An 11,630-nucleotide genomic window follows, 5' to 3' on the forward strand; every position below is an offset into this window, starting at 1 on the left:
GAGGCCGGGGGGACACGAATTGCTAGCAGTCGTCTATCCATTGATATTTTGCTTCTGAAACGTCGGCCGTCTACGGAGGAGGGCTACGCTTGCTCAACCCGTCGCGACTCGCGTTGCCCGCGTCCGGTACATCCCAATTCTCGACGCTTGCACCCGCTAGCGCGCGCACCCTTGCTTCATCGCTCCCGAAGTCGCTAGCCGGACCTGTGAAGACGACGCGCCCGTCATCGAGAACACACGCGGTATCGGCGATGTCGACGGCCGCCCTCACGTTCTGCTCGACGAGAAGCACGGACATACCTTCACGGCGCATTCCGGCGATGACTTCGAAGACCTCCCGGACAATAAGCGGCGCGAGCCCTTGAGACGGTTCGTCAAGCAACAGAAGTTTGGGATTGAGCATCAAGGCCCGCGCGATCGCGACCATCTCCTGCTCGCCTCCGGAGAGTTGCCTACCCTTGCTGGAACGACGCTCCTTTAAACGGGGAAACAGGGTGTAGACCCGTTCGATAGTCCAGGATCCATGGCGGCCGAGCGGCACCAGGAGGTTCTCTTCAACGGTCAGTCCTGGAAAGATGCGTCGGCCTTCCGGCACATATCCAACACCCAGTTCGGCAATTCGGTAGGGTGGCCATGCGGACGTGGCGTGATCGAAGATGCGAACGGAACCTTCCCGAGGTCGTGTCAATCCCATCAGACTACGCAGCGTCGTTGTCTTGCCAGCACCATTGCGGCCGAGGAGAGCGACGATCTCCCCCTCGCGTACCCGCAGCGACACCGCATGCAGGATGTGGCTCTTTCCGTAGTACGTCTGCAGACCTTCAGCGTCCAGCACGTTCATACTGCTTTTCCCAGGTAGGCCGCCTGAACTTCCCCATTCGCGGCAATCTCGACAGGCGTCCCTTCCGCGAGCACCCGTCCTTCGGCAAGCACCATAATGCGTTGGGCCAGCTGGAAAACGACCCGCATGTCATGCTCTATTAGCACCATTGCGAGTGCCTGATCCTTGTGCAAGTTATGTATCAGTTCTGTAATGTCGTAGGTTTCCTGGTCGCCCATTCCCGCGGTCGGCTCGTCAAGCAACAACAGTCGCGGTCTGAGTGCAAGCGACATGATGATCTCTGTGGTGCGCTGGTCACCCAGCGATAGTTCTCCTACGAGGCGGTTTGCCTTTGCGCCAAGTCCACCCATCGTGATCAGTTCGTCAACCCGGTCATGCATCTTCACCGCGGCAGCACGGGAGAGCCACGGACTCAGTCGGTAGCCAGACTGGATTTCGACGGGAATACGCACGTTGTCGTGGACCGAGAGCTCCGGAAATACTTCAGTGATCTGGAAAGTGCGCGCCATACCCAACGCCACTCGCCGATCGGGAGGGGCGCGGGTGATATCATTTCCGTCGAACAGGATACGTCCCGCCGTGGGGTGAAAGAATCCACTGATCAAATTGAAGAAAGTTGTTTTTCCTGCGCCGTTGGGTCCGATGACAGCTCTCAGTTCGCCTGTCTGCACGTTCATCGATACATCGTTGAGCGCCCGCAGGTTGCCAAAGTGACGCGAGACGCATTCGACCGCCAGTAAGGTCATGGGTTCGCCTTTTTCCGTATGATGCCGAGCACGCCGCGCGGAAAGAACAGGACAACCAGAACGAACAGCAGGCCGATAAACGACATCCAGTTTTCTGTCCGGCTGGAGATGTAATCCTGCACCACGACAAAGATGGCCGCGCCGATCAGCGGCCCCCATAATGAGCGCATCCCCCCCAGGACCGACATGATGACGAATTCGCCCGACTGGTCCCAGCGCAGGCCGTGGGGGTCGGCGAAGTTGTTCAGTAGAGCATAGAGTGTTCCTGCCAGGCTGACGAAAAAACAGGAGATGACGAACGACAGCCAGATATGTTTTTCTATCGGTATACCGAGGAAGCGTGCGCGCCGCTCATTTTCGCGGATGGCGAGCAGCGTGCGGCCGAAGGGTGAACGTAGTATCCCGGCCATGATGGCCACGGAGAGCGCGAAGCAAAACAGAACGAAGTAATAGAATACGATCCCGTTACTGAGGATATCGACGGTCCAGAATCCGAGATTGATCGGCATGCGGTGCCAGCCTGATAGGCCATCGTCGCCGCCCGTGACCGAATTCCATCTGAACGCGATGAAATAGAACACCTGCCCGAACGCGATCGTGGCCATCGCGAAGTACACCCCTCGAAGCCTGACGATCAGGGCGCCAATGATGGCCGCCGCGAGCGTGCCCACGGCGATTCCAACCAGGATCCCGATTGGCGTGCTGGGGACGAGGTACCGGATCGTCATCCCCGCGCCATAGGCTCCAAGCCCGAAATAAGCCGCGTGGCCGAACGATAGGACACCCGTGAAGCCGAGCAGGAAATTGAGTGACATGGCTGCCAGCGCCATCACGAGGAGCCGGGTCCCCAAGGCGGTATATCCGCCGATCCAGTTGATCCAGAAAGGCATGGCGAGCAGCGCCACCCAGATGACGAGGGTGCGGGCCCATTGATATTGCACGTCGCTCACTGTGTTCTCCCTTCTTCGCCCAAAAGCCCGCGCGGCCGTATCAGCAGCACCAGACCCATCATCACGTAGATCACAGCCTCGGTTGCTGACGGGAAGAAGACAGAGGTTACGCCCGACGCGACACCGATGAGGACGCCCCCGAGTAGCGTGCCGGGCAGACTGCCGAGACCGCCCACAATGATGGCAACGAAACTGGGCATGATGAGTGAGTCGCCGATGGTTGGCTCAAGGCCAAGCATGCCGGCCGCGAGCACGCCGGCGAGTCCCGCCAGAAAAATCCCGAGGCCAAAATTCAGACTGCGCAGCATTCGCACATTGACACCCAGCGCCGATACCATTTCCAGATCGGTGGTGCCGGCCCGGATACGCATACCGAGACGGGTTCGATTGAGAATCATGAAGAGGCCGCCTACGACTACAACGACCAGGACCACCATGAACAGCCGGTAACCTGTGAGGAAAAAGAATGTGTTGCTAAGTGGCGCATTGAGCAGGGCAGGTATCTGGTAGGGCAGCGTTTGCGGCCCCCAGATATAGCGCGTACCGTCCTGCAGCATGAAAGCCAGTCCGAACGTGAGGAGCAGGCTGTATAGCGGGTCGCGCCCATAGAGCCGCCTGATCAGCACGCGCTCGATCAGAAGACCGAATATTGCGGTTAGCAGTGGCGCGATCACGAGGGCGGCCCAGAATCCGGTGTACGGAATCAGCGTATATGCCAGATAGGCGCCGATCGCGAGAAACCCGCCATGAGCGAAATTGATGACACCGCTCAGGTTGAGGATCAGGGACAGACCGAGCGCCATCAGCGCGTAGAACGCGCCGATAATGATCCCGTTGAAAACGTTAAACAGGATGAGTTGTGTCATGCTTCCGCCGGGAGCATCTCCGGGCGGCTCACACGGCAAGGCCCTGGGAGCCGCATGTTGTCGTTCGGTCCTTCCTTCATTGCATGCCGTCCCTTTTGGCTGAGTGCGTGTTTTCCTGAACTCCCGGTCCGGCCTCGACGTCCCAGCTGTTTAAGCCCACGCGCCATACTCATGTCCACTTCAGATGACAACCCTTCTCGGAGACCGGTAGCGCTGCATTGATACCTTTGACTATTGCGTCGACATGGAAAAGATCGTCCGGCGTGGGTGGGTTGGCGACAGCATGTCCGACAAACAGGTCGGGCATTAACTGGTGATCCCCGGCGCGGTAGAAGGGGGTATCTGGCATCAAGCCGACTTCGGGCGGCAATTTGAAGCCTTCCAGTGCTTTTGCAAGCCGCACGGCATCCAGGGTTTTTTCCTGATTCGCGACAAGCGCGACCGTCCACACTGAAACGTATCCGAACCAGTGGCGCGCGGTCGGCACCCGGCCAGCTTTTTTCTTGACCGCCGCGACGAAATCCGCCACATGAGGCACGTTGGGCTGATTCCAGTACCATTCGAACACCCATGTGCCGGTGCGGGCTGCAGGCGGTAATCCTTCGAGCACCTCCAGTTCCTGCTGCGCGCCCGCGATATGGAAATGCTTGTCGAGACCGAACTGCACCGCCTGCTTCAGGGAATTGACCGCGTCCTGGCCCGCCGTTAGAAACAGAATGACATCCGGATTGGCGGCCTGGGCCTTGATGAGATATGAGGAATAATCGGTGGTGCCAAGAGGCGCGAGTGCAGCACCGGCTTCAGTGCCGCCAAATTTCTTCAGGCTGGCTTCGAACCCCTGCTGCAGCGTATGCCCGAACGCGTAGTCCGGCGTGATGAAAAACCATCTCTTTCCGTACTTGTCGAAGAGCACTTTGGAGACGGAATTGGTTTCCATCCGTGTCGTGTTGCATACCCGAAAGACATTCCAGTGGCAGTTTGTCCCGGTTACGGCATCGGTATGTCCGCCTGTTACGATATGCAGCGTCTTGAGTTCGTTCGATACCTGGCCGGTTGCAAGTGCCATCGCAGAATTGACGTTGCCAAGCAAGAAATTCACCTTGTCGCGTTCGATCAGCTTGCGGGCTTTCTGCACCGCAGTGCCGGTATCGGCACTGGTGGAATCCTCCACAAGCAGTTGCGCAGGCCGACCCAGAATCCCACCCTTCGAATTGATCTCTTCTATCGCGAGCTCGCAGCCGATCTGCTCGTTCTTGCCTAGCTCTGCATAGGTTCCCGTGAGCGGATCGTCGAGTCCGAATTTGACCGGTTCATCTCCGCGCGCCCTGATCACGAAAGGCGCCGCAACTTGCATGATGCCGACCGCAGCCGCCGCCTTGAGCACGATCCTGCGCTGCCGGTTGCCGCTAACTGAGCGATTGATCATTTTATGTTCCCTTTTCTGGCGTTAACCGCGGCCGTTCCCGTTCGCCTCTTCTATCAGAGGTTGGGGCGCTGTTGAGTCAGGGCCACGATCGCCGCTCGTCGGGTCCATTGTTCACAATGTGACATTTAATTTATTGATTAGTACAGCCATGTTCGTAGCTGATTGGTGATTGTTCGCCGCGAAGTTTGGCCTTCTGCGTTAATATCAAAATAAGACGCGAACATTCCCGGAAATCGTTCACGCGGGCGTGAAGCGCGCAGGGGCCTCTGCCGAAGGCCGGACACTATGCACGACATCGCCCGTGCTCCATATTGCAGCCCTACGGAGACGCCTTTCATGGCAGACATCGAGGCAAGCTTGCTGCACATTTCTGCTGGATGTGATGCTCAGTTATGCCTCTCCGTGCTCATCCTTCCCAATCAGTACGCTCGTGGGCGAATCAAACATATAGCGCGGCACATCCAGGTTCTGCGGTGCCGGTTTGTCTTTGAATACACGGCCTGCAAGATCGTAGGTGGAGCCGTGACAGGGGCACAGGAACCCTCCTGGCCAGTTGTCCGGGAGATTGGCCTGCGGACCGGCCTGAAACCGCGGTCTGGGCGTACAGCCAAGGTGGGTGCAGACACCCACCACGATGAGAATGCCCTTGCGATCTGCCCGCGACCGGTATTCGTTCCTGCAGTAAGCCGGTAGCGGCATCGAAAACGGTCGCTTCGTGTCGGGATCAGCAACCATCGCATTCGCCTCTACCACCTCAGCCAGCATCTCCGTTGTCCTATTGACTACAAACACCGGAACGCCGCGCCATGCGACGGTCATCATGCCGCCCGGCTCCAGTTTGCCGATGTCCGCTGTAACCGGTGCACCAGCCGCCCTGGCCTTTTCGGACGGAGCGAATGAATCAATAAACGGTACAAGGGTGGCAACGCCTGCAATGCTTCCAGCAACCGATGTCGCTATCAACCACCTGCGGCGACCGTCGTCCATGCGATCCTGTGCAATTTGCGCCATCTCGTACTCCATGCATTCGCGCGCCCTTGTTTGTTTGAGTCCGAATCTGCGAACGGGTTCTTTGCTATCACGGGAATGGCCCTGAAGTCTGGTCGTGGGACCTAGCGGGAGGACGCGGCAGGGAGACGTGTGGGGGAGCTGTGTTCATGCAAACGACCGGATCGACACCGCACGGCGTATTGAAGGTATTGAGCAAGAGTGCGAATTCGCGTGATGCCGGAAAGGGGTAGACCAGGGATGACAACGCAGCCGGTTTCTCGGTCGCGTCCGTGGCTATTTGCCATCATCGTGTTGCGGCCATTCGAAGCTGTCGCCACGCAGACGTGTACGTCGTTCGTCACGGCGCCCGTCGGCGTTCGGGAGCGCAGGGTAAAAGGACCATACGCGGGTCGGCGATGACGGCACGTAGGTAACATGGGCAAGCGCTCCGCGTTGCACTGTCAACCCTTTTGCCAGAATGGTTGAGCCCGCATCCAGATGATTTACCATCGCAACGTCGACGCCGTCTTCCGGACAGGCGTGCACGGCACTGCCTGCAATCGATGTAGCCAGGATTGTGAGCCAGGCGATCAGACAGTGTTTCATCCCTTTTGCTCCGTACCGGGGCCGTCCCACACGGCGTTTTCGACTCTGTGAAAACCGACATGTCCGGTGTCGGAGTGCAAAGCCTCATCCGGAACCTGTGTTCCGGAGCGGTCAGGCGCCGCTGCGGAGCCGTCCCCGTGTATTGCGATGCAGTAAATCGCCCACCGGAAAGTTCGTTGCGATCTGCACGATCTCCATTTATATTAGGTCATGAAGTGACATACTTCCAATACTGAAGGTAACTCCCAGGGAACGCAGGCTATGGGCACCAGAAATCGCTCAAAGGATGCCGGGTTAACCAAGCGGGAACTTGAGGAACTGTCTGAGTTCCGCTATCGGTTGCGGCGCTTCCTGCATTTTTCCGAGACGATCGTCCATGCGGAGGGAATCACGCCTCTGCAGTACATGCTGCTGCTACATGTGAAGGGCTTTCCTGACCGGGACTGGGCCACTGTCGGCGAACTGGCCGAGCGTCTGCAGGCGTCGCCGCACGGAACCGTTGCGCTCGTGTCCCGTTGCGAGGCTGTGGGGCTCGTCAAACGAAAGCCCAGTGCACAGGACCGTCGCCAGGTGGAAGTGCACCTGCTTGCCAAGGGCGAGCGCTGTCTCACTAAGCTCGCGGTCTTGCACAAGTCTGAGATCCAGTCATTTGGCTGGGCATTCCGGAATAGCGCGGACTCTGCATGAACATTCTGGCGTACCCCGGCGCGGGATGAGGCAACGAAGGCACCCTCCGCGCCCGCCCGCGGACAGGGCAGCGATCCTCTGGTGCGCCCACTGGCCACCAGAGGATCGCATCAGAACAGTCTCAAAACGACGCCGAAGATTCCGAGCGTGACCGCCAGCACCGTGATCGTGACTGGCCACGTCAGCACCAGAACCAGCAGTCTCCTCGCTTTGGCCGATTGTGCGGGTAACGGCCCGACCGCACTGGACGGCTGTTCTGATGTGCCTGGGCACCGGTCAGCGCGACCACCGCACTGATCGGATCGCCACTGGTTCGATGGAGTGATCTCGGGTTCAGTCATGGTCGCGAGGATGGTAGTTGCACATGTGACCGCGCTTTCACCACCCAGTTGGCTGCGGATGGCTCGCACGGGTCTCTACCCGCAATGACTGCCGCGTGACAAAAATGGTCACGTGGACTACATGGGCCACAGGAAAATCTCGTGAGCATGCATCTCGTCGGTAACGTTCACTTGCCGATGTTCGGTCTTTCCGTTGTAGGTGGCACTCACGTTGTACCGTCCATGCGGCAACGACACGAGCATGAAAGGCCCGTCCGACTGCGTGCTCAGCAGGTCCTTGCCATGCGAATCGGAGATTTGCACCGGCACGTCTGCCAGATAGTCATTTCCGGCGTTCGTGTGACCAACGAATTCGAGTGAGAGCGGGTAATTGTTCATCACGCTCTTGATCGCCGAAGACTGGTCGCTTCCGATGCCGCCGGACAGGTAGGTAATGGCACCCTGCTCGTGCGCTGGTGGCAGACCTGGCGGGGCGGCCAGTACAAACTGGCTGCCACAGACGGCCAGAGCGGCCACTGATGTGCGTAGCAAGATCGAGCCTGACTTCATCTCAACCTCCATCGAATACGTTGAGACTGATGAGGCGTCCGGGCACGGACGCGCTCACCCCAAATCGAGCGGTACAAACATCTGCTGACCGTCGCGCAGCACCAGCAACGCAATCGTATTCCGGGCGCCGCTTATTCTCTGGCGGAACTGGGCCGGGTCTGACACCGGTTCATGGTTGACTTGCAGAACAATATCGCCAGGGAGGATGCCAGCCACAGCAGCCGGTCCCGCACTCTGTTCGACGCGGACCCCGCTGGATACCTCGGCACGGTGTTGTTCATCTGATGTCAAGCGCCGCACCATCAGGCCCAACTTGCCCGGCGTCGCGGCGCCAGAACCGACCGAAGCCAGCATGGTGCCGCGCATCGCGCCGAGCACGACAACGGTTTCATGAGGGCCGTGATCACGCCAGTACTGAAGGTGCACAGACGTGCCCGGACGCAGATCCGCCACGTCGACTGGTAGTTGGGATGAGTCGTTGATGTCGGTGCCGTTAAGTTGCAGGATGATGTCGCCACTTCGCAGGCCGGATCGAGCCGCGGGACCTCTACGGTCCAGCGAGCTGATGAGTGCCCCGACTGGTTTTTTCAGACCAAAAGACTGCGCGAGCGGCCAGGTGACGTCCTGAATCGTCACGCCAAGATGCCCGTGTTCTGCTCGCCCGTGAAGTAGCAATTGCTGTTCGATCCGCATGGCCGCATCGATCGGAATGGCAAAAGAAATTCCCTCGAACGCACCCTCAGCCGGTCGCGCGATCAGGGTAATGCCGATTGTCTCGCCATTCAGATTGAAGAGGGGAGCGCCTTCGTCACCCGTGGTGGCTGTCATATCGGTCTGGATCAGCGGAATGTACGTCTCTTGCGGAAGAAGGCGCGCGGTGTTGCTGACAATGCCGGCGGTGGCCGTATTCTGGAACCCGTATGGCGCGCCAATTGCGACGACCCATTGCCCGGACTTCATGTCGGACGGTTTGCCGATCGTTACTATTGGCAGGCCGTTCGCATCAATCTTCAGCAGTGCGATGCCACTCGGCCGATCGACGCCGACAACCGTTGCCTTGAATTCACGGCGGTCAGTCAGCTTGACCTTGACCTCGCTGGCGTCGGCGACGAGACGGGCATCAGTCAGGATATAGCCGTCCGGCCGTATGATGAAACCCGAGCCGACATTGCGCGGCGGAGTGTTCGCGTCAGGGAGCGGATTGGGCGAGAATTGCCTGAAATACTGCAGGAAGGGATCGTGCTCACTCGCTGCCGGCGGCCACAAGGACTGCGCATTGGCGATCTGTTCTTTCGGGATTGAACTGATATTGACCACAGCGGGCCCGTTCTGCTGAACGAGCGCTGAGAACCTGTTGACGAAGGCGGGAGCGGCTGCGCCTTCGCGGGGACCGAAGCGAGCGCGAAGTCAGGTGCCGGCGACGGCCTGGACAATCCGGCAGAACAGCCGGCCGATGAGACCGTCATCGCGCACGCTGTCACCAGTATCGGTATCCACTGTGCGTATGGCATGAGATCTCCCGTGAATGCAGAGCTTGCCGGCGTGACGCGCAAACGGTACGTCCGGGCGCCAGACCGGTACTTCACCATGTGACATATCCAACATAGGTTGGAAGACTTAAAGGAGTCTTAAATGAGCGATTGGATGGACAGGAGAAAGTGACGCCGTTTGGTCGCACCCGTGCAGCGTGCATGTGTGCCGGAGTACCGGACATCTTTCGCCGACAGGAGCAATCACGCACGCCCCCAGTCAATGGCGATAATCACGGTGTACTTTATCTACGCGTTGTCCCTAATCTGCTGGTGGGATTTTTTTGGTCTGTGGCCCCGTCAAAGCTGCCATGGAGGGACGCCGCGCGTGCATCCGCAGAGAGGGTAAGGGCGATGCTACGTGAGGTAGCCCGGAGAGTCTGAACGGCGTTTTGGCGCGTGAACGCACGGGAGTTCGTCATGAGCACAACCTCACTAACCCTATCGGGGAAATTGCGTCGCGATGCGGGCATCGTGGGCGTCCTGTTTGCCAGTACTACCAGCATGGTTGGGTCGGGTTGGCTATTCGGTTCGTATCGCGCTGCGAAAATCGCCGGTCCTTTGAGCATTGGAAGTTGGGTGCTAGGCGCAATCATCATCATGCTGATCGCGCTTTGCTTTGCCGAGCTGGCCGCGCTGTTTCCGCGCAGTGGCGCGCTGGTGCACATGAGCCACGCAAGTCACGGCGAGGGTCTGGGTCGCATCTGGTGCTGGCTGCTCTTTCTGGCGTATGTGCCGGTGCCGGCGGTCGAAACAGAAGCCATCGTCACCTACGCCAACAATTACCTGCCGTACTTCATCCGGCCCGGCAACGAAGGGTTGCTGACCACGACGGGCTTCATTACCTGTGCGGCACTGTTAGGTGTTACGGCGCTGTTGAACCTGATGGTTGTCAGATGGCTGCTGAACGTCAATTCGACCATCACATGGTGGAAAATTCTCGTGCCCGTGCTGACGATCATCGGGTTGATGGGAGCCAGCCCACACTGGGACGTGATGAGCGCGGCGCCTGGCACTTACAGGATGTCTGGCATGTTCACGGCGCTCCCGGCGGCGGGGATCGTGTTCAGCTATCTGGGCTTTCGCACGGCGATCGACCTTGGCGGCGAGACAGCCAATCCGCACCGGAACATTCCGCTCGCGGTGATCGGTTCGGTAGTGCTGGCGGCGGCGCTCTACATCATGCTCCAGGTGGCTTTTATCTGGGCGCTCGCTCCGGCCGACCTCGCGCATGGTTGGGCCAACCTGAGTTTCAAGGGTGAGATGGGACCGTTCGCCGGCCTCGCGGCAACGCTCGGGCTTGGCTGGATGGCGACATTGTTGTACATCGATGCGTATCTGTCGCCAGGTGGCACGGGCCTGATGTACGTGACCGGTGGCTCGCGTGTCCTTTTTGCCGCGGGCGAGATGAAAGCGGGACCGCGCGTGCTGACGAAGCTCAATGGCAACAAGGTGCCGTGGGTTGCGGTCCTCGTGATGTGGGTGGTCGGTGCGATCTTCCTGCTGCCATTTCCTGCCTGGCAACAAATGGTCAGCTACATCACGTCGGTGACCGTACTCACCTATGGGCTCGGCCCGATCGCGCTACTTGTGCTGCGCCGCAACCTGCCTGACCTGAAGCGGCCGTTTCGCATGGCCGGCGCGTCGATTATCGCGCCACTGGCGTTCATCTGCAGCAATCTCGTGATCTTCTGGACCGGGTTCAGGACCAACTCGTTCCTTTTTTCGCTGGTCGCGACCGGTTTCGTGGCCTACGCTGTCTACTACCACCTCATCGCTCGCAAGCCGGCCGATCAGTTCGGCTGGCGGCAGATCGCGTGGCTGCTGCCGTGGTTTGGCGGCATCTGGGTACTGTCGTGGCTCGGTGACATTGGCGGCGGACGCGACGTGATCGGCTTTGGCTGGGACATCCTCCTGGTGTCGGTCTGGAGCGTGGTTGTCATGCTGCTCGCGATGTGGTGCGCGCTGGGACATGCGGAAACTGCCATGATGATGCAGCGCATGGACGGTACAAGTTGAGGAAGCAGACATTTGAAATGTGAGGTGCGCCCGGCGCATGTTGTTGATCGACGCACGGTGCGATCCCGGGTGACGCCTCG

11 protein-coding genes are annotated in these 11,630 nt (G+C 59.2%); 2 read left to right on the plus strand and 9 right to left on the minus strand.

The genetic code is table 11. The features are described from left to right. Nucleotides 1-70 precede the first annotated feature (70 nt). The 7 genes from BM438_RS30610 to BM438_RS30640 all read right to left on the minus strand — a co-directional run bounded on the left by BM438_RS30610 (nucleotide 71) and on the right by BM438_RS30640 (nucleotide 6,425). Nucleotides 71-841 (minus strand): ABC transporter ATP-binding protein, encoded by a 771-nt coding sequence (locus tag BM438_RS30610; RefSeq protein WP_093642430.1) that lies wholly within the window; start codon nucleotides 839-841, stop codon nucleotides 71-73. Next, nucleotides 838-1,587 carry an ABC transporter ATP-binding protein gene (locus tag BM438_RS30615; RefSeq protein WP_093642433.1) on the minus strand — a complete coding sequence of 250 codons (750 nt, stop codon included), beginning with the start codon at nucleotides 1,585-1,587 and terminating at the stop codon, nucleotides 838-840. Before BM438_RS30615 ends, BM438_RS30610 begins: the two co-directional genes overlap by 4 nt. After that, nucleotides 1,584-2,477 (minus strand): branched-chain amino acid ABC transporter permease, encoded by an 894-nt coding sequence (locus tag BM438_RS30620; RefSeq protein ID WP_093642560.1) that lies wholly within the window; start codon nucleotides 2,475-2,477, stop codon nucleotides 1,584-1,586. The genes BM438_RS30615 and BM438_RS30620 overlap by 4 nt, the downstream gene beginning before the upstream one ends. A gap of 56 nt (nucleotides 2,478-2,533) precedes the next feature. Then, nucleotides 2,534-3,403: a branched-chain amino acid ABC transporter permease gene (locus BM438_RS30625; protein ID WP_093642436.1), complete on the minus strand. Its 870-nt coding sequence runs from the start codon at nucleotides 3,401-3,403 to the stop codon at nucleotides 2,534-2,536. A 169-nt stretch (nucleotides 3,404-3,572) separates the two neighbouring features. Then, the gene (locus tag BM438_RS30630) at nucleotides 3,573-4,829 is read right to left on the minus strand and encodes an ABC transporter substrate-binding protein (RefSeq protein ID WP_093642439.1); all 1,257 of its coding nucleotides are present in this window, start codon (nucleotides 4,827-4,829) and stop codon (nucleotides 3,573-3,575) included. 390 nt (nucleotides 4,830-5,219) lie between these two features. After that, nucleotides 5,220-5,840, minus strand: coding sequence for a ubiquinol-cytochrome c reductase iron-sulfur subunit (gene petA, locus BM438_RS30635; RefSeq protein WP_093642442.1), 621 nt, complete (start codon nucleotides 5,838-5,840; stop codon nucleotides 5,220-5,222). Nucleotides 5,841-6,113: 273 nt separating this feature from the next. After that, a complete protein-coding gene (locus BM438_RS30640) occupies nucleotides 6,114-6,425 on the minus strand; it encodes a hypothetical protein (RefSeq protein ID WP_093642445.1) in 312 nt (103 codons plus the stop codon). 261 nt (nucleotides 6,426-6,686) lie between these two features. Between BM438_RS30640 and BM438_RS30645 the strand changes: the two genes are divergently transcribed. After that, entirely contained in the window at nucleotides 6,687-7,112 is a 426-nt protein-coding gene (locus BM438_RS30645) for a MarR family winged helix-turn-helix transcriptional regulator (RefSeq protein ID WP_093642448.1), read from the plus strand. 458 nt (nucleotides 7,113-7,570) lie between these two features. Here the strand turns inward: BM438_RS30645 and BM438_RS30650 are convergent, their stop codons facing one another. Further along, nucleotides 7,571-8,002 (minus strand): peptidase associated/transthyretin-like domain-containing protein, encoded by a 432-nt coding sequence (locus BM438_RS30650; protein WP_093642451.1) that lies wholly within the window; start codon nucleotides 8,000-8,002, stop codon nucleotides 7,571-7,573. 54 nt (nucleotides 8,003-8,056) lie between these two features. Next, nucleotides 8,057-9,319: a trypsin-like peptidase domain-containing protein gene (locus BM438_RS30655; RefSeq protein WP_093642454.1), complete on the minus strand. Its 1,263-nt coding sequence runs from the start codon at nucleotides 9,317-9,319 to the stop codon at nucleotides 8,057-8,059. A gap of 632 nt (nucleotides 9,320-9,951) precedes the next feature. Here BM438_RS30655 and BM438_RS30660 point away from each other — a divergent pair. Further along, nucleotides 9,952-11,550, plus strand: coding sequence for an APC family permease (locus tag BM438_RS30660; RefSeq protein WP_093642457.1), 1,599 nt, complete (start codon nucleotides 9,952-9,954; stop codon nucleotides 11,548-11,550). The last annotated feature ends 80 nt before the right edge of the window (nucleotides 11,551-11,630 follow it).

The organism is Paraburkholderia aspalathi (assembly GCF_900116445.1).
Lineage (GTDB): Bacteria > Pseudomonadota > Gammaproteobacteria > Burkholderiales > Burkholderiaceae > Paraburkholderia > Paraburkholderia aspalathi.

Coding starts and splice junctions, on each gene's coding strand:
- BM438_RS30640 (WP_093642445.1), bottom strand. CDS start 6,425: ATGAAACACTGTCTGATCGCCTGGCTCACAATCCTGGCTACATCGATT.
- BM438_RS30615 (WP_093642433.1), bottom strand. CDS start 1,587: ATGACCTTACTGGCGGTCGAATGCGTCTCGCGTCACTTTGGCAACCTG.
- BM438_RS30645 (WP_093642448.1), top strand. CDS start 6,687: ATGGGCACCAGAAATCGCTCAAAGGATGCCGGGTTAACCAAGCGGGAA.
- BM438_RS30630 (WP_093642439.1), bottom strand. CDS start 4,829: ATGATCAATCGCTCAGTTAGCGGCAACCGGCAGCGCAGGATCGTGCTC.
- BM438_RS30625 (WP_093642436.1), bottom strand. CDS start 3,403: ATGACACAACTCATCCTGTTTAACGTTTTCAACGGGATCATTATCGGC.
- petA (WP_093642442.1), bottom strand. CDS start 5,840: ATGGCGCAAATTGCACAGGATCGCATGGACGACGGTCGCCGCAGGTGG.
- BM438_RS30660 (WP_093642457.1), top strand. CDS start 9,952: ATGAGCACAACCTCACTAACCCTATCGGGGAAATTGCGTCGCGATGCG.
- BM438_RS30610 (WP_093642430.1), bottom strand. CDS start 841: ATGAACGTGCTGGACGCTGAAGGTCTGCAGACGTACTACGGAAAGAGC.
- BM438_RS30620 (WP_093642560.1), bottom strand. CDS start 2,477: ATGCCTTTCTGGATCAACTGGATCGGCGGATATACCGCCTTGGGGACC.
- BM438_RS30650 (WP_093642451.1), bottom strand. CDS start 8,002: ATGAAGTCAGGCTCGATCTTGCTACGCACATCAGTGGCCGCTCTGGCC.